The organism is Marinovum sp. (assembly GCF_034669705.1).
In the GTDB taxonomy this organism is placed as follows: Bacteria; Pseudomonadota; Alphaproteobacteria; order Rhodobacterales; family Rhodobacteraceae; genus Marinovum.
Map to the genome: position 1 here is coordinate 40,240 of NZ_JAXMOR010000012.1, position 16,847 is coordinate 57,086.

The 16,847-nt window shown below is 67.0% G+C and carries 19 protein-coding genes; 9 read left to right on the forward strand and 10 right to left on the reverse strand.

Annotated features, from left to right (window positions below; all coding sequences use genetic code 11):
• Positions 1-53 precede the first annotated feature (53 nt).
• Complete coding sequence (gene msrB / locus VOI27_RS10525) at positions 54-524, forward strand: peptide-methionine (R)-S-oxide reductase MsrB (protein WP_323765297.1); 471 nt, start codon at positions 54-56, stop codon at positions 522-524.
• A 121-nt stretch (positions 525-645) separates the two neighbouring features.
• Here the strand turns inward: msrB and VOI27_RS10530 are convergent, their stop codons facing one another.
• Positions 646-1,278: a DnaJ domain-containing protein gene (locus VOI27_RS10530; RefSeq protein WP_323765298.1), complete on the reverse strand. Its 633-nt coding sequence runs from the start codon at positions 1,276-1,278 to the stop codon at positions 646-648.
• Between the two features lie 75 nt (positions 1,279-1,353).
• On the opposite strand from VOI27_RS10530, the gene VOI27_RS10535 reads away from it, so the two are divergent.
• Complete coding sequence (locus tag VOI27_RS10535) at positions 1,354-1,614, forward strand: BolA family protein (RefSeq protein WP_323765371.1); 261 nt, start codon at positions 1,354-1,356, stop codon at positions 1,612-1,614.
• 225 nt (positions 1,615-1,839) lie between these two features.
• Here VOI27_RS10535 and VOI27_RS10540 read toward each other — a convergent pair whose 3' ends face one another.
• The 5 genes from VOI27_RS10540 to VOI27_RS10560 form a co-directional block, all read right to left on the reverse strand.
• Positions 1,840-2,316, reverse strand: a complete 477-nt coding sequence (locus VOI27_RS10540) for a DUF4177 domain-containing protein (RefSeq protein ID WP_323765299.1) — start codon at positions 2,314-2,316, stop codon at positions 1,840-1,842.
• Positions 2,317-2,544: 228 nt separating this feature from the next.
• Positions 2,545-2,676, reverse strand: coding sequence for a hypothetical protein (locus tag VOI27_RS10545; protein WP_323765300.1), 132 nt, complete (start codon positions 2,674-2,676; stop codon positions 2,545-2,547).
• Positions 2,666-2,902: a hypothetical protein gene (locus VOI27_RS10550; protein WP_323765301.1), complete on the reverse strand. Its 237-nt coding sequence runs from the start codon at positions 2,900-2,902 to the stop codon at positions 2,666-2,668. The genes VOI27_RS10545 and VOI27_RS10550 overlap by 11 nt, the downstream gene beginning before the upstream one ends.
• A 4-nt stretch (positions 2,903-2,906) precedes the next feature.
• Positions 2,907-4,418, reverse strand: a complete 1,512-nt coding sequence (gene gatB / locus VOI27_RS10555; RefSeq protein WP_323765302.1) for an Asp-tRNA(Asn)/Glu-tRNA(Gln) amidotransferase subunit GatB — start codon at positions 4,416-4,418, stop codon at positions 2,907-2,909.
• A gap of 451 nt (positions 4,419-4,869) precedes the next feature.
• On the reverse strand, positions 4,870-6,114 hold the full coding sequence (locus VOI27_RS10560) for a hypothetical protein (RefSeq protein WP_323765303.1): 1,245 nt from the start codon (positions 6,112-6,114) through the stop codon (positions 4,870-4,872).
• A gap of 160 nt (positions 6,115-6,274) precedes the next feature.
• On the opposite strand from VOI27_RS10560, the gene VOI27_RS10565 reads away from it, so the two are divergent.
• Positions 6,275-6,991, forward strand: coding sequence for a hypothetical protein (locus VOI27_RS10565; RefSeq protein WP_323765304.1), 717 nt, complete (start codon positions 6,275-6,277; stop codon positions 6,989-6,991).
• 22 nt (positions 6,992-7,013) lie between these two features.
• Here the strand turns inward: VOI27_RS10565 and VOI27_RS10570 are convergent, their stop codons facing one another.
• The gene (locus tag VOI27_RS10570) at positions 7,014-7,787 is read right to left on the reverse strand and encodes a gamma-glutamyl-gamma-aminobutyrate hydrolase family protein (protein ID WP_323765305.1); all 774 of its coding nucleotides are present in this window, start codon (positions 7,785-7,787) and stop codon (positions 7,014-7,016) included.
• A gap of 226 nt (positions 7,788-8,013) precedes the next feature.
• Between VOI27_RS10570 and VOI27_RS10575 the strand changes: the two genes are divergently transcribed.
• On the forward strand, positions 8,014-8,502 hold the full coding sequence (locus VOI27_RS10575) for a ferritin-like domain-containing protein (RefSeq protein WP_416374669.1): 489 nt from the start codon (positions 8,014-8,016) through the stop codon (positions 8,500-8,502).
• 72 nt (positions 8,503-8,574) lie between these two features.
• On the opposite strand, the gene VOI27_RS10580 is transcribed toward VOI27_RS10575, so the two are convergent.
• Positions 8,575-10,719 (reverse strand): malate synthase G, encoded by a 2,145-nt coding sequence (locus VOI27_RS10580; protein WP_323765306.1) that lies wholly within the window; start codon positions 10,717-10,719, stop codon positions 8,575-8,577.
• A 226-nt stretch (positions 10,720-10,945) separates the two neighbouring features.
• On the opposite strand from VOI27_RS10580, the gene VOI27_RS10585 reads away from it, so the two are divergent.
• Complete coding sequence (locus VOI27_RS10585; protein ID WP_323765307.1) at positions 10,946-11,416, forward strand: SRPBCC family protein; 471 nt, start codon at positions 10,946-10,948, stop codon at positions 11,414-11,416.
• Here the strand turns inward: VOI27_RS10585 and purD are convergent.
• Positions 11,413-12,675: a phosphoribosylamine--glycine ligase gene (purD, locus tag VOI27_RS10590; RefSeq protein ID WP_323765308.1), complete on the reverse strand. Its 1,263-nt coding sequence runs from the start codon at positions 12,673-12,675 to the stop codon at positions 11,413-11,415. The genes VOI27_RS10585 and purD overlap by 4 nt on opposite strands.
• 71 nt (positions 12,676-12,746) lie before the next feature.
• On the opposite strand from purD, the gene xseA reads away from it, so the two are divergent.
• The 4 genes from xseA to VOI27_RS10610 all read left to right on the forward strand — a co-directional run bounded on the left by xseA (position 12,747) and on the right by VOI27_RS10610 (position 16,334).
• Entirely contained in the window at positions 12,747-14,288 is a 1,542-nt protein-coding gene (xseA, locus tag VOI27_RS10595) for an exodeoxyribonuclease VII large subunit (RefSeq protein ID WP_323765309.1), read from the forward strand.
• Between the two features lie 58 nt (positions 14,289-14,346).
• A complete protein-coding gene (locus tag VOI27_RS10600; RefSeq protein WP_323765310.1) occupies positions 14,347-14,775 on the forward strand; it encodes a VOC family protein in 429 nt (142 codons plus the stop codon).
• A gap of 72 nt (positions 14,776-14,847) precedes the next feature.
• Complete coding sequence (locus tag VOI27_RS10605) at positions 14,848-15,468, forward strand: hypothetical protein (RefSeq protein WP_323765373.1); 621 nt, start codon at positions 14,848-14,850, stop codon at positions 15,466-15,468.
• Positions 15,469-15,623: 155 nt separating this feature from the next.
• Positions 15,624-16,334, forward strand: coding sequence for an alpha/beta fold hydrolase (locus VOI27_RS10610; protein ID WP_323765311.1), 711 nt, complete (start codon positions 15,624-15,626; stop codon positions 16,332-16,334).
• Here the strand turns inward: VOI27_RS10610 and VOI27_RS10615 are convergent, their stop codons facing one another.
• Positions 16,335-16,784: an MgtC/SapB family protein gene (locus VOI27_RS10615; protein WP_323765312.1), complete on the reverse strand. Its 450-nt coding sequence runs from the start codon at positions 16,782-16,784 to the stop codon at positions 16,335-16,337.
• Between the last annotated feature and the right edge of the window lie 63 nt (positions 16,785-16,847).

Below are 16,847 nucleotides of genomic sequence, written 5' to 3' on the forward strand. Positions count from 1 at the left end.
AGACGAGGCGGCCTCAGGGCCGGGCCGCCCGCGCCCCGACACAGGAGAGACCGATGTCCCTCGACCGACGCCATTTTCTGCTGACCAGCGCCGCCGCGCTCGGCCTGCCTGCCGCCGCACGGGCGCAGGAGCAAACCTTCGAGATCACCCGCACCGAGGCGGAATGGCGCGGCATGCTGACCGAGCTGCAATACGCGGTGATGCGCGAGGAGGATACCGAGCCGCCGTATTCCTCGCCGCTGCACGACCAGACCGCACCCGGTACCTATCTCTGCCGCGGCTGCGACCTGCCGCTCTATGCCTCCGAGCACAAGTACGACAGCGGCACCGGCTGGCCAAGCTTCTGGATGGCGCTGAACGATGCGATCCGCACCAAGCGCGACCGCAAGCTCTTCATCAGCCGCACCGAGTGCCATTGCCGCCGCTGCGGCTCGCATCTGGGCCATATCTTCGACGACGGCCCGCAGCCCACCGGCAAGCGTCACTGCCTCAACGGCGTCTCGCTGAAATTCCGCCCCGCCTGACACAGTGTCCACAAATGAAAAAGGACCGGCCCGCGCGCCCCGCGGGTCCAGCCCTTCTTCTGTTCACAAATACCCTCGGGGGAGTCGCCAGCGGCGACGGGGGCAGAGCCCCCATCAGGCCTCACTTGTCGGGAAAGCTCCGGCTGTCCTTGACCTGCTCCCAGGCCCACATGACCTCGCCCAGCTGGTCTTCCTGGCTGCGGTCGCCGCCGTTCATGTCCGGGTGCAGCACCTTGATCAGCGCCTTGTAGGCCTTGCGAATCTCGACCTTGGTCCAGTTCTCCTTGGCCTCGAGGATCTCGATCGCCCGGCGCTCGGTCGGCGGCAGACGGCGGCCACCGGCGGCGGCACCGCGACCGGGGTTGCGGGTGGCGTTCTGGCCCAGCACCTGGTGCGGGTCCTCGATGCCGAGCCGGGCCCAGGCCTTGGCCTCAGGATCGCGCCAGCCTTTGGTCTTGCGTTCCCAGACCTTGTCGGCGCTTTCCTGCGCGTTCATCTCGGCCTCGGTCTTGCCGTCGAAGAAGCTCCACTTCGCATTGTATTCGCGCACGTGATCCTTGCAGAACCAGAAGAAATCATCGAGCACATCAGGCGCCTTGGGGGCGCGATAAAGGCCCCGTTCCGCGCAGCCGTCGTGGTCGCAGACGCGTTGCGAGGTCTCTGACGCCCCCGACATGCCGCGCCGGCCGCGCGGATTTTTCTTCTTGGCTGAGGACACGGACATATCAAATCCGAAGGGGTCTGATTTACTCATGGTTCGCACCTTTTCGACTCGGACGTGGCAGTTTAGACCATCGGCAACCAGAGGGAAGGGGCCGGGGCCAAAATGATGACGAGATCAGAGGAAATTCGCCAAAGGCTGACGCAGGCCTTCGCGCCGGCCGAACTGCATGTGGAAGACGAAAGCGAGGCCCATCGCGGCCACGCCGGGTTTCAGGAAGGCGGCGAAAGCCACTTCAAGGTACGGCTGCGCGCCGAAGCCTTTGCCGGCCAGTCGCGCCTGGCCCGGCACCGTGCGGTTCACGCCGCCCTCGGTCCCGAACTGATTGCCGCCATCCACGCCCTCGCGCTCGACCTCGACACCCCGTAGGGTGGGTTTTCCACCCACCTGCCGTTCACGACCGAGACAACGCGTCGTAGGGTGGGTTTGCAACCCACCTGCCGCTCACGACCGCGAGAACGCGCCGTAGGGTGGGTTTTCCACCCACCTGCCGCCCACGACCGCGACAACGCGTCGTAGGGTGGGTTTGCAACCCACCTGCCGCTCACGACCGCGACAACGCGCCGTAGGGTGGGTTTGCAACCCACCTGCCGCTCACGACTTGGAAGGCGCCTCGCGGTCCTGTTCGACCGCTGCATCCTCCGTACCGACCGCATCCTCCGGCGCATCGGAACCGGCTGCCTCGGGCACAGCCTTCGCCTCACCTTCCTCGAACCGTGCGTCCTGCCCGGACCGCGCGTCGCGGCCGTCATCGGCCTTCAACGCCCGCGCCGCATCGAGCACGGGGATCTCTTTCGGTGGGTCGAGCAGACGCGGTGCAAAGGCCTCGACCTCGTCCTCGCGCGGCCGCCGGAAAACCAGCAGGTTGCGGAACACCGTGGTCCGGCCCGACAGCCCCTGGCGCTCTTCGCTGGGCAGCGTCTCGGCGCGGACATATTCCCAACCGTCGCCGGCCAGATCGTTCATCACGCATTCCAGCGCAAAGGCGAAGCGTGACTCCGCGCCCTTCACGCCCCTGGCCTTGCGCCCCTGGACCGGGGCGGGAACCACCTTGTAATCATATCTCGTCATGGCCGCCCAAGAGCATATTTCCCGCCCGAGCGCAATCGCTCTCGGCGGGGGTCGGCGGCCGTCAGGGGCCGGTCGGGACACTGGGCGCGGGCCAGACTGAAAACGGGGCAGGGGCCAGACCAACGCCAGCGGCCGGGCCGGCCGGTGTCAGGTCACGAAAGCGGGGCGACGCGCGGCAAAGCGCAGCCTCTGGTCATTCGGCAGCCTCCGGTCATTCGACCGGGGGGCTCACTCGGCGGGGTGGCGGTGGCGGGCGCGTTCGAGGCGCGCGTCAAGCCGCCGGGTGTCACGCTTGAGAATGAGGATACCCACGCCCACGACCGCGAGGGCCATCAGGGGGACTGCGATCTCAAAGCTCATCATCGGGCTCCTCCTTGCGAAGCATACCCAGAATATAGTGCGAAAGCCCGTGAATTGCCAGTCCGATGCTGCCCCAGACCGCGGTCAGACCGTCGAAACGCAGGGTCCCGGCGGTCAGCGGCCGCAAAATGGCAAAGGCGATCAGCCCCAGCGCGATGGCATTGGCGAAGCTGGCCAGCAGCTTCACCCGCTCGTTGTGGATCAGCAGGACGTCGCGCAGGCGCATGGGCTCAGAGCCCGAGCTTGGCGCTCACGATCTCGTTCACCGCCTTGGGGTTGGCCTTGCCGCCGGTGGCCTTCATCACCTGTCCGACGAACCAGCCGGCGAGCTTGGGGTTGGCCTTGGCCTTCTCCACCTGCGCCGGGTTGGCGGCGATCACCTCGTCCACCGCGGTCTCGATGGCGCCGGTGTCGGTGACCTGCTTCATGCCGCGGTCCTCGACGATCTTGGCCGGGTCGCCGCCCTCGGTATAGACGATCTCGAAGAGATCCTTGGCGATCTTGCCGGATATCTCGCCCTTCTGGATCAGCGCGATTATGCCGCCGAGCTGCTCGGGGCTGACCGGGCTGTCGGCGAGGCTGTGGTCTTCCTTCTTCAGCCGGCCGAAGAGCTCGTTGATCACCCAGTTGGCGGCCATCTTGCCGTCGCGGCCGTCTGCCACCTTCTCGAAGTAGTTGGCCGAGGCGGTCTCTGAGGTCAGCACCGAGGCGTCGTAGTCCGACAGGCCGTAATCCTTGATGAACCGCGCCTTCTTCTCGTCGGGCAGCTCCGGCAGGTTCTTCTCGATGTCGTCGACCCAGGCCTGCTCGATCTCGAGCGGCAGCAGATCGGGGTCGGGGAAATAGCGGTAGTCATGCGCCTCTTCCTTCGACCGCATCGAGCGGGTCTCGCCCTTGTCCGGGTCGTAGAGCCGGGTTTCCTGGTCGATCGCGCCGCCGGCTTCGAGGATGCCGATCTGGCGCTTGGCCTCATAGTCGATCGCGGCCTGGATAAAGCGCATCGAGTTCATGTTCTTGATCTCGCAGCGGGTGCCGAGGTGACCGAAATCCTGTGTCGCCTGATACTTTTCGTACTGGCCGGGCCGGCAGACCGAGACGTTAACGTCGGCCCGCAGGTTGCCGTTCTGCATGTTGCCGTCGCAGGTGCCGAGGTACTGCAGGATTTGCCGCAGCTTGACCACATAGGCCGCCGCCTCCTCTGGGCCGCGGATGTCGGGGCGCGAGACGATCTCCATCAGCGCCACGCCGGTGCGGTTGAGGTCGACGAAGGACATGTTCGGGTCCATGTCGTGGATCGACTTGCCGGCGTCCTGCTCGACGTGGATACGCTCGATCCGCACCAGCCGGGCTGTGCCGTCGCCAAGCTCGACAAGCACTTCGCCTTCGCCGACAAGCGGCTCGTAGAGCTGGGAAATCTGGTACCCCTGCGGCAGGTCGGGGTAGAAGTAGTTCTTGCGGTCGAAGGCCGATTTCAGGTTGATCTGCGCCTTCAATCCCAGCCCGGTGCGCACCGCCTGCTCGATGCAGTACTCATTGATCACCGGCAGCATGCCGGGCATGGCGGCATCGACGAAGGCGACGTTGGAATTGGGTTCGGCGCCGAATTGCGTCGAGGCACCGGAAAACAGCTTGGCCTGAGAGGAGACCTGGGCATGGACCTCCATGCCGATCACCAGCTCCCAGTCGTGCTTGGCCCCGGCGATCACCTTGGGTTTGGGGGTCTCATATGTCAGGTCCAGCATGGCCGTCTCCTTGCTTTCGGAACGAAACGGGTTCTAGGGCAGGGGCGGGAGGGGGGCAAGTGCAGTCTCGTCCCGACGGGCGCAAGAGTTCCTGCTTGATGCCGGCCGGGCGAGAGACCTTGCGGTGCAAGACGGTCAAGGCTCGGGTTGCATGGACCGCTCGGGTTGGCCTTTCGGGGCGTCAGCGGTCGCACGCGCCTCCCGTCCCGCGGTTGACCCGGGACCTCGCGGTCCCGGGGGCGGTCAAGGCTCGGACTGCAGGGACAGCGGGAGGGTGTGGTTCCGGGCCGTCAACGGTCCCGCGCGCCCCCGTGCCTGGCTTGACCCGGGATCTCGACCGTGCCGCGCGACACGCATTCGGTGGGACGGGCAGAAAGGCCTCCGATCTGGCTCGGGGCGGGGTGGCAGGACCGGCGGAGCGCGGCCGAACTACAGGCCTGCGCGGCACCCCTCACGGCGCCGGGCTGGGCCGGGTCGAGATCCGCCGCAGATCGCGAGACAGAACCGTGCTCAGCGCCGCCCAGGCGTGATGCGCGCCGGTCTCGGCGTCGGTGCGGGCGCCGCCGTGGCTGCTGCCGGGGGTGGCATAGCCGATGTCGGTGAGCGACCAGACCCAGCCATGGGTCTCGGTCATCTCGGCCCGGATCAGCCGGTTGCGCATCTTCTCCAGCAACCGGCGCTGGCTGCGGTCCGGGCCGGTCTCGCGGGCGAGGATCTGGCTTAGGAAGGCGGCCAGCAGGTTCACCATGTGCTGATCGGGATGGCGGGTGAGGATGTCGTCGATGGCTTCGATCAGGAACTCCGCATCCAGCGCGGCAAAGGCGTCGCGGTCCTGCAGCAGCGCGTCGAACCAGACCCAGGCATAGGCGCCGCAGCCCCAGGTCGCACCGGTGGCGGCGGCCATCCGGCGGGCGGCGAGGTCGAGCGCCGCGTAGCTGCCGAACCAGCAGGGCAGCAGGTGCAACCCGAAGGCGCGCATATGGCCCGGCACGGTCGGTGCCTGGGCGATCAGGGTCTCATAGGCACCCACCACATGTGCCTCGGCGCCGGGCTGGCCGGCCAGCAACGCGCAGCGGGTCGAGGCGATCAGGGGCGAGCCGGCGGCCTGATCGGCAAAGGGCGCAAGGATCTCCTCGGCGCGGGCAAAGGCGGCGCGGAACCGGTCGAGATGCTGCTCCGGCCGGCCACGCTGCCAGCCCTGCTTGTACCAGGCCCAGCCGGCGTCCATGTGGCTCAGCGCCACAACCGCGGCAATGCCGGCGTCGCCGGCGAACTCAGACACCAGGTCATCCATCGCCTGCAGCCCGGCAAACATCCGGTGGCCCCGCGACAGCGCCCCGGCAGAGGAGGCGGTGTCGAGCGCGCGGCTCAGGTCGGAGCGGGCGCCAGCGGCCAGAAGCTCGGCCTCCGGCGTGCCGGCGAAGGTGGTCTTGCGGGTGCCATCGGCCTGGGCAATCAGCGTGCCCAACCGCTCCCAACGGTCCTGACGGGCCAGGTCGCGGCCCCAGTCGAGCAGCGCCTGGCATTCCGAAAGCTCGCGGGTCTCGTCGCAGAGCGGCCGGCCCAAGCGGCCGAGCAGGGCCGAGGACAGCCCGCCGGGCTGGACGGCCGCGGGCGGCGCGGCGCGGCTGCGGCCGGTGGCCTGCTGCACCGCGGTGCGGGTCTTTCGGGTCAGTGCGGAGAGGGCCTGCAACATATGTATCAACCAGTCGTGTATTTTCGCTGAGGCCAAACTGGCTGGCGTTTTGGGCGCTGTCGTGGCAGGACAAAGATAGAGAATGGCAAATTTTACGCAAAGGCCGCTGCATTGCGGCATCGATTTGTCATTTGTCGCGCGTAATGCTGGGGTTACGACCATGCGCCAAGGATTGCTGTCGATTCCGTTCCTGCTGTTGCCGCTCGGCGCGCTGGCCGAAACGCCGGTCGCAGCGGCCACGCTCCCCGAGGTGACGAAGATTTCCGCACTCGCCCCGGATGCCAGCCTGCGCCCGGCGCCGCGCGCGGTGCGTGCGCCGCGCATGCGCTGGCCCTCGGGCACGCAGCAGGCGGCGCTCTGGACCCGGGTGATGCTGAGCGCGCTGGAACAGGGCCACGCCCGCCCGCTGGTCGAAACCGTGCCGCGCGACATCGAACATTGGTGCCCGGCCTATCCCGACAACCCGCCGCGGGCGCGGGCGGCGTTCTGGGCCGGGTTCGCCTCGACCCTCGCGAAATACGAGAGCACCTGGCGGCCGCAGGCGGTGGGCGGCGGTGGTCTGTGGCACGGGCTGTTGCAAATCCTGCCCGGCACCGCGCATTTCAACAAATGCGCGGCCACCACCGGGGCGGAGTTGCGCGACGGTGCCGCCAATCTCTCCTGCGCGCTCAGGATCATGGCGCGCACCGTGCCGCGCGACCAGGCGATCTCGCTCAAGGACAGCCGCTGGCGCGGGGTGGCGGCCGATTGGGGGCCGATGCGGTCAGAGGCCAAGCGCCGCGACATGGCGCATTGGCTGGGCCAGCAGAGCTATTGCCAGCCGATCGAGACCACGCGGCCGCGGCTGCGCCCGGCGCACTGGCCGCCGACCGCCTGAACCCCGGCCCGTGTCAGTGATTTCAGGCGCTTGCCCGTATCGGCCGGCGCGCCTCGGACCAGGCGCGCACGGCGTCGCCGAAGGCCGTGAACAGCGGCCGTGACACCGGGTCATTGGCCGCGTCCCACTCCGGATGCCATTGCACCGCGAGGGTAAAGCCCGGCGCATCGCTGATATAGGCGGCCTCCGGCGTGTCATCCGGTGCCCAGCCATCGATGACAAAGCGTTTGCCCGCCTGCATCACGCCCTGGCCGTGCAGGGTGTTGGTCATCACCTCCGGCGCGCCCATCAGCCGGTGAAAGACGCCGCCTTCGGTAAAGCGCACCTTGTGACGCAGGGCGAATTTCTCCTCGATGGTGCCGTCCGGCGGCATCCGGTGGTTCATCCGCCCGGGCAGATCGCGGATCTCGGGGTGCAGGGTCGAGCCCATCGCCACCGCCACCTCCTGATAGCCGCGACAGATGCCGAGGAACGGCTGGCCACGCTCGACACAGGCCCGCACCAGCGGCAGGGCAATGGCATCGCGGGCGCGGTCAAAGGCGCCATGCGCCTCGGTTGCGGCCTCGCCGTATTCCTCTGGGTGGACATTGGGCCGGCCGCCGGTGAGCAGGAAGCCGTCGCAGGTCTCGAGCAGCTCGGCGACTGACAGAAACCGCGGATCGGCCGGGATCAAGAGCGGCATGCAGCCCGAGACCAGCGAGATCGCCTCGGAGTTCATCGTGCCGCCCGCATGCGCCGGGTATTGATCGTTGATCAGGTATTGGTTGCCGATGATGCCGACAATGGGGCGCGTCATGCGGGGCCTCACTCACAGGGTTCGGCCCAATATAGGGCCGGCGGCCGCGAGTTTACAACGCCCAACGCCGGGTCAGCGCGGCCGGCGGGGTCAAGCTGCCCGGCGTTTGAGCGCAAGGGCTGGCCCGCCCGGACGGCCTCGGTCGGCGGCGGTCCGCACGTCCGCTGCGATATCTTCGGGGGCCGTGGAACCTTGGCCGACAGGTGGCGTTCGCCGGAGGTAACCAATGAAAGGGTTTGTCATGAAAACGCTGTCGGATGCCTTCGAGCACACGCTGCAGGACATTTACTACGCCGAGAACCAACTGGTGAAGGCGCTGCCGAAGGTCGAGGACTCGGCCAACGGCAAGAAGCTGAAATCGGCGATCTCGGAGCACCTGAAAGAGACCAAGGGTCAGGTCAAGACGCTGGAGAAGGTCTTCAAGAGCATCGGCAAGAAGCCCAAGGGCGAAAAATGCGATGCCATCGACGGTCTGATCAAAGAGACCGAGGGCATCATGAAGGAGATGAAGGGCGAGGCCAAGAACGCCGCGCTGCTGGCGGCCTGTCAGGCAGTGGAGCATTACGAGATCGCCCGCTACGGCACGCTGCGCGAATGGGCCAAGGTTCTGGGCCAGTCCGAGGCGCATGACCTGCTGACCGAGATCCTCGATCAGGAAAAGGCCGCGAACTCCAAGCTGACCAATCTGGCTGTGTCCGAGATCAACAAGGGCTAAGCCCGGCGGCAACGGGGTGCGCAGGACATGCGCACCCTAGAGGCGTTTGCGCAGCGCGTGCGCCGCCGAAACCTAACCCTGCGCCGCCTTCAGCTCCAGCCGCCGCGCGTGCAGCACCGGCTCGGTATAGCCCGAAGGCTGCTCGCGGCCCTTGAACACCAGATCGCAGGCGGCCTGAAAGGCGATGCCGTCGAAATCCGGCGCCATGGGCCGATAGGCGGGGTCATCTTGGTTCTGGCCGTCGACCACCGCCGCCATCTTCTCCATCGCCGCGCGCACCTGCGCCTCGCTGACCACGCCGTGGTGCAGCCAGTTGGCGATGTGCTGGGCCGAGATCCGGCAGGTCGCCCGGTCCTCCATCAGCGCCACGTCGTGGATATCGGGTACCTTGGAGCAGCCGACCCCCTGATCGATCCAGCGCACCACGTAGCCGAGGATGCCTTGCGCGTTGTTCTCGACCTCGCGCTGCACCTGGTCATCGGTCCAGGCGCGATAGGAGGCCATCGGAATGTCGAGGATGGTCTCGACAAAGGCGCGGCGGCCGGCCTTCTTCAGCTTGTCCTGCACCGCGAAGACATCGACCTTGTGGTAATGCAGCGCGTGCAGCGTGGCGGCAGTCGGCGAGGGCACCCAGGCGCAGTTGGCGCCGCTCTTGGGGTGCTCGATCTTGGCCTCCAGCATCGCGGCCATGGCGTCGGGCATCGCCCACATGCCCTTGCCGATCTGCGCCTTGCCCTGCAGCCCGCATTCGAGGCCGATATCGACGTTCTGGTTTTCGTAACCGGTGATCCAGGCCTTGCGCTTGATGAAATCCTTGCGCGAGAACGGCCCGGCCTCCATCGAGGTGTGGATCTCGTCGCCGGTGCGGTCGAGGAAGCCGGTGTTGATGAAGGCCACCCGGTGCTTGGCGGCACGGATGCATTCCTTGAGGTTCACCGTGGTGCGGCGCTCCTCGTCCATGATCCCGATCTTGACGGTGTGCTGCGGCAAACCCAGCGCTTTCTCGACCTGGTCGAAGATCGCGTCGGTGAAGGCCACTTCCTCAGGTCCGTGCATCTTGGGCTTGACCACATAGACCGAGCCCTCGGTCGAGTTGCCGCCCTCGCGGTTCAGGTCGTGCTTGGCGATCAGCACCGTCACCATCGCATCCATCAGCCCTTCGAAAATCTCCTCGCCATCGCGGGTCAGGATCGCCGGGTTGGTCATCAGGTGGCCGACGTTGCGCACCCAGAGGAGGGCGCGGCCCTTGACGGTGATCTCGCCCCCATCGGGCGCGGTATAGGTACGGTCCTCGTTCAGCCGGCGGGTCTGGGTCTTGCCGCCTTTCTGAAAGCGCGCCTCCAGATCGCCCTTCATCAGCCCCAGCCAGTTTCCATAGGCCAGCACCTTGTCTTCGGCATCGACGCAGGCCACGCTGTCTTCGCAATCCATGATCGCCGAGACCGCGCTCTCGATCACCACGTCGGCCAGCCCCGCCTGGTCACGGGCGCCGATCATTGCGGTGCGGTCAAAGACCAACTCGACATGCAGCCCGTGGTTGCGCAGCAGCACCGCCTCCGGTGCCTTGGGGTGGCCGCGGTAGCCGGCGAACTTGTCAGGCTCGGCCAGCGGCATGTCGTCGATCAGCAGCGCGCCGTCCTGCACGTGGTAGCGCCGCGCATCGGCGTGGCTGCCGCCTTCGATCGGGAAGGCCTCGTCGAGAAACACCCGGGCGCGCGCCACAACCCGCGCGCCACGGCCGCGGTCATAGCCACCCTTGGGCGGCAGCGCGCCCATCGCATCGGTGCCGTAGAAGGCATCATAGAGCGAGCCCCAGCGGGCATTGGCGGCGTTGAGCGCAAAGCGCGCATTGGTCACCGGCACCACCAGTTGCGGGCCGGGCACCAGCGCGATCTCGGGGTCCACATTGGTGGTCTCGATCTCGAAATCCGCGCCTTCCGGCAGCAGATAGCCGATCTGTTCGAGAAACGCCTTGTAGGCCTTGGCATCATGCGGCTGGTTGGCGCGGCCCTTGTGCCAGGTGTCGATCTGGGTCTGGATCTCTTCGCGCTTGTCCAGCAGCGCGCGGTTTTTCGGACCCATGTCATGCGCAAGGTCCGACAGCCCTTGCCAGAAATCCTCGGCCGAGACACCGGAGCCAGGCAGGGCCTTGTCCTCGATGAACGCCGCCAGAACCTCGTCGACGGCCAGTCCGGCCCTGTCAACACGTGTGCTCATGCTCTTGGTCTCCGCTGTGGTGCGCAATGGTATACCACTTCCAATAAGCCAACTGCGACCATGCGGGCAAGCTCTGTCGGGCGCCGCCGGCCAAATGGACCTTTCGGCTTTCCCGAAGAATGCACCGGACGCTGTTTTTCACAGCCTAAGTGCTGCAAATCATTGCATGAGGTCGGGTTCCGGCGAATAGTCGGCCGATCGCAATCGCTGGCAGTGGAGGGCCACCATGCAACTCGACCCTGAAACCGATCTGAGCTTTACCCGCACCCTGCCGATCCCGCCGGCGCTGGTCTGGACGTGTTGGACCTCACCCGAGCACATCCCGCATTTCTTTGTCCCCAAGCCGCACAAGGTGGTCGGGTGCGACATCGACCTGCGGGTCGGCGGAAAGTTCAACACCACCTTCGAGGTCGAGGGCAACCGGATGGACAACGATGGCGTCTATCTTGAGATCGTGCCGGAGCGGCGGCTGGTCTTTACCGACACGTATACCGAGGGCTGGAAACCGGCCGAGGACCCCTTCATGACCGCGATTCTCGACCTGGAGCCCACCGAGGACGGCGGCACGGTCTATACCGCGACCGCCCGCCACCGTACGGCGGAAAAGGCCCAGGCGCACAAGGACATGGGCTTTTACGAGGGCTGGGGCGTGGTGGTCGACCAGCTGGTCGACTACGCCCAGGGGCTCAAGCGCTAGAGCGCGCGCCAGCCGATGTCGGAGCGGTAGAAGCCGCCCGGCCAGTCGATCGCCTCGACCATGGCATAGGCACGCTCGCGCGCCTCTGCCAGCGTCGCGCCACGGGCGGTGACGTTCAGCACCCGGCCGCCGGTCGCAGTGATCTGCCCGTCCTTTGCGGTGGTGCCGGCGTGAAACACCATGTTGCTGCTGTCCTCGGGAAGCGCGTCCAGCCCCTTGATGACGCTGCCTTTTTCATAGGCACCGGGATAGCCGTTGGCGGCCATCACCACCGTCATCGCATGGTCGTCGGCCCAATTGACCTGTGCGTCCGCCAGCCGCTCTTCCGCCGCCGCATGCATCAGGTCAAGCGCCTGCGCGCCCAGCCGCAGCATCAGCACCTGGCACTCCGGATCACCGAAGCGCACGTTGTATTCCACCAGCCGCGCGCGGCCGTCCCTGATCATCAGCCCGGCATAGAGCACGCCCTGGTAGGGCATGCCGCGCTCGGCCATCACCTTGAGCGTCGGCTTGACGATCTCGTCGAGTGCCTGCTGCGCGATCGCGTCGGTCAGCACCGGGGCCGGAGAATAGGCCCCCATGCCGCCGGTGTTCAGCCCGGTGTCGCCTTCGCCGACCCGTTTGTGATCCTGCGCCGTGCCGATCGGCAGGGCGGTCTCACCGTCGCAGAGCAGGAAGAAGCTCGCCTCCTCGCCGTCCATGAACTCCTCGATCACCACCTCGGCGCCGGCCGCACCAAAGGCGCCGCCGAACATGTCGTCGATGGCGTCGAGCGCCGTCTCGACGTCCATCGCCACGATCACCCCCTTGCCGGCGGCCAGACCATCGGCCTTGACCACGATCGGCGCGCCTTGCGCACGTATGTAATCCTTGGCTTTTTCCGCATCGGTGAAATGCGCGTAGCCGGCGGTCGGCGCTTGCGCCGCGTCGCAGATCTCCTTGGTAAAGCTCTTCGAGGCCTCGAGCCTTGCGGCCTCTTTCGACGGACCAAAGACCAGCAGCCCGGCGTCGCGCAGCCGGTCCGCCACGCCCTTGGCCAGCGGCGCCTCGGGGCCGACGATGACGAAATCGATGGTCTCGGCCTCGGCCAGCGCCAGCACCGCGCCGGCGTCCTCGATATCGACATTGGCGCAGGTGGCGATCTGGGCGATGCCGGCATTGCCCGGCGCCACGATCAGCTTGTCGCATTTCGGGTTCTGCAGCGCCGCCCAGGCCAGGGCGTGCTCGCGCCCGCCGCTTCCGAGAATGAGGATGTTCATGGGCGCTCTCCGCTTGGCCTTTGTTGCGTGGCGTTTTAGGGTCAGCCCCGAGCAGATACAAGCGAGCCAGAATGTCAGACCTGATCGATGATGCGCCAGACGGGCTGAACGCACCGGAATTCAGTGTCTCCGAGATCTCGGGGGCGATCAAACGGGTGATCGAGGGCGAGTTCGGCCATGTCCGCATCCGCGGCGAAGTGGGCCGGGTCTCGCGGCCAAGATCGGGCCATATCTATCTGGATCTCAAGGATGATCGCGCGGTGATGTCGGGTGTGGTCTGGAAGGGCGTGGCGGCCCGGCTGACCACCTTGCCCGAGGAAGGCATGGAGGTGGTCGCCACCGGCCGCGTCACCACCTTTGCCGGCCAGTCGAAGTACCAGATGGTGATCGAGGACATCAAGCCGGCCGGCGTCGGCGCGCTGATGGCGATGCTGGAAAAGCGCAAGGCGCTGCTTGATGCCGAAGGTCTCTTTGCCGCGGATCGCAAGAAGAAGCTTCCGTATCTGCCTGAAATCATTGGCGTTGTCACGTCGCCCAGCGGGGCAGTGATCCGCGATATCCTGCACCGGCTGCGCGACCGGTTTCCGCGCAAGGTGCTGATCTGGCCGGTGGCGGTGCAGGGCGCGAAATGCGCCCCGGAGGTCGCCCGCGCCATCGCCGGATTCAATGCGCTCAAGCCCGGCGGCGCCTTGCCGCGGCCCGACCTGCTGATTGTGGCCCGCGGTGGCGGGTCGATCGAGGATCTCTGGGGCTTCAACGAGGAAATCGTCGCCCGGGCGGCGGCGGCCTCTGAGATCCCGCTGATCTCGGCGGTGGGTCACGAGACCGACACCACGTTGATCGACCATGTCGCCGACCGGCGCGCCCCGACCCCCACCGCAGCGGCCGAGATGGCGGTGCCGGTGCGGCTGGAACTGCTGGCCTGGCTCGAGGGCCAGGGCGGCCGGCTGGCGCAGGGGCTCTCCGGTGCGATGTCGCAGCGCGGCCAGCGCCTGAGGGACCTGTCGCGCGCCCTGCCACGCGCCGAGAGCCTGGTCGAAGGGCCGCGCCAGAGGCTCGACACCTGGGGCGACCGGCTGCCGGTGGCGCTGGAACGCGGGGTTGCGCGGCGGCGGGTGATGCTGTCGGATTGCGCCGGCGCGCTGCAGGCTTCTGCACTGCGGCGAATGCTGACGAACGAGCGGCGGCGGCTTGACCAGCTGGCGGTACGGCTTGCGCCGGCGTTACAGCGCGGGGTGACGCAGAAGGCCGACAAACTGGCCAGTCTGAAGCTGTCCACGCGGGCTGTGGAGAAAGATATTTCTGCGCATAAAGAAAAGGTTGATCGCGCTTTCTCACGCATCACCGAAGCTGGCGCACGGCAGGTGGGCGATCTGCGGACGCGGCTTGAGGCAACCGACCGCCTGCGCGAAACCCTGGGCTACCGCGCCACGTTGCAGCGCGGCTATGCGGTGGTGCGCGGCGATGCCGGCGTGGTGACGAGCAAGGCCGCGGCCGAAGAGGCCACCGGCCTTGAGATCGAGTTTGCCGACGGCCGGCTGAAGCTCGGCGCCGGCAAGCCGTCACGCGCCAGACCACTCCGGAAGCCGCCGGAGCAAGGCTCGCTTTTTTGACCGGACAGCGCGCTTTGTTCATGGTATGTTCACGAAGCCTTAACCTCTGGAGATCAAGATGGAACAGCGCGTATCCCTGATAACCCTCGGTGTGCAGGACATGGCAACCACCGCGGCCTTCTACGAACGGCTGGGCTGGACCCGGGTCGAAGCGCCCGATTGCGTGGTGGCCTTTGACCTGATCGGCCAGACGCTGGGGCTCTATCCGCTGGAGGCGCTGGCCGAAGAGATCGGCGTGGCCGCAGGCACCCTGGGTCGCGGCGCGATGACCCTGGGCCACAACCTGCGCAGCAACGAGGAGGTTGAAGACCTGATGCAACGGGCCGAGGCGGCGGGTGCCACCGTGCTGAAGACCCCGCAAGAGACGCCCTGGGGCGGCTATCACGGCTATTTCGCTGATCCAGAGGGCACGATCTGGGAGGTGGCTTACAACCCGTTCTCGCCGCTGGCCGACGATGGTGCCTTTTGCTGGAACGGTTTTGGCTGAGGCCGCCGGGGCCTTGTGGCCGGTCGCTTGTGACCGGCGCAGAGGGCTGTCCTGATGCGCAAGCCGGTCAGCATGTGGAGCCTCGAGACCCTCGGGCGCGCGCGGCTGAGCCGGTATTTCTACATGCGGGAGTTTCTCTACTCCGAGATCGGCAATGTTCACCGCATCCCGAACATCCCCGAACGCCCCGATCTGGCGCTGCGGCGCGGCCGGGCGTTCTGCACCGAACTGCTCGACCCGCTCGAGGAGACCTTCGGGCGGGTTGCGATCCGGTCAGGATACCGGTCGCCCGAACTCAACCGGTTCGGCAACGAAAACCGGCTCAACTGCGCCCGCAACGATCACCCGCTGGAGTGCCACATCTGGGACATCGCGGCGGTGCCGGTGGCCGGGGCGAGCCTCGTCATCCCCTGGTTCGCCGATCACTACGCGGCGGGGCGTGACTGGCGCGACCTGGCCTGGTGGCTGCACGATCACATCGACTATTCCGAGATCTGGTTCTTTCCCAAGCTCTGCGCCTTCAACCTGTCCTGGCGGCCGAACCCCCGGAAGACGATCTCCAGCTACATCGCGCCGCGCGGCCTGCTGTTGCGCCGCGGCACTGACCCCGCAGAGCGCCGGGCCGAGCGTGAAGCACGCTATGCGGATTTCCCGCCGTTCCGGGGGCTGCGGCTGCCTGATACCGGCCAGTGAGCGGGACCCGCCGGCGTCTCTCAGGGGCCGTCGGCGGAGGTCCACCGGCGGCCAAGGCTTTGGCGAATCGCCGGTGTCATTCGGGCGCGCTTGCGATAGTCTCGGCGCAGACCTCGCGGCCAACGTGGGGCAGGGGATGAGAGGCAGGACCGGCGATGCGCGAACCGCTCGTATTTCTACCGGGGTTCATGTGTGACGCGCGGGTCTTTGGCCCGCAGGTCGCGGCGCTGAGCTTTGACACGCCGATCATGGTGGCGCCGGTCACCCAGGGCGAACGCATCGAGGAGATCGCCTCGGCATTGCTGACCGCCGCGCCGGCCAAATTCGGCGTGGCAGGCATGGGCTTTGGCGGCGCGGTGGCGATGGAGCTGATGCGCCGGGCGCCGGACCGAGTGACGCGGATCGCCCTGCTCGATGCCTCGCCGCTGGCCGAGACGCCGCAGGATGCCTCGGCGCGCGAGGGCCGGATCATCCGCGCCCGCACTGGCCGGCTGCGCGAGGTGCTGCAAGACGACATCACTGCCGCCGGGCTGGCGGTCGCGCCGTATCGCAACGATGTCATGGGGTTGGCGCTGGACATGGGGCTGCATCTCGGGTCCGAGATCTACACCCGCCAAAGCCGCGCGCTGATGCGCCGCAAGGACCAGCAGGCGGTGATGCGCAAGTGCAAGGTGCCGGCGCTGGTGCTCTGCGGCGCCGAGAATGCGGCGCTGCCGGTGAAACGCCACCAGTTCCTGTCGACCCTGATCCCCTGCGCCCGGCTCGAGGTGATCGAAGGCGCGGGGCATCTGCCGGCATTGGAGCAGCCCGAGGCGGTGATCAATGCGCTCAGGGCCTGGCAGCGCCAGCCTTACGTCTTGCAGTGATCAATCGGCTTTTTCGAAGTCGGTGCCGTTGCGGGCCTCCGCCACCACGGTGAGGATCAACATCGCGGCCACGGCGATGACGGCGGATTCGATCAGCAGGCCAAAGCCCACGCCGATGCCGACCACGCCCACCAGCCAGATCGCCGAGCCGCTGGCGACGCCGCGCAGCCGGCCGGTTTCATTGCGGCTGATGATCGCGCCGGCACCGAGAAAGCCGATGCCGCCGACGATGCCCTGCACCGCCCGCGAGAGGTCAAAGTCGAGCCCGTCGGTCTCGGCCTTGGCCGCCATGTTGATCGACATCATGCAGACCGCCGCCGCGCCGAGGGCGACCAGCATGTAAGCCCGCAGGCCCAGAGGCTTTTTCTTGATCTCGCGGTCGATGCCGATGATGCCGCCAAGCACGACGGCGATCAGCGCGCGCAAAAGAAAGGTCTGGGTGTCGATCATCTGCAAGGTCCGCTTGTGGCCGATGTGCGAACCTAACACGCGAAAAGCGCTTTGGGTCCGAAG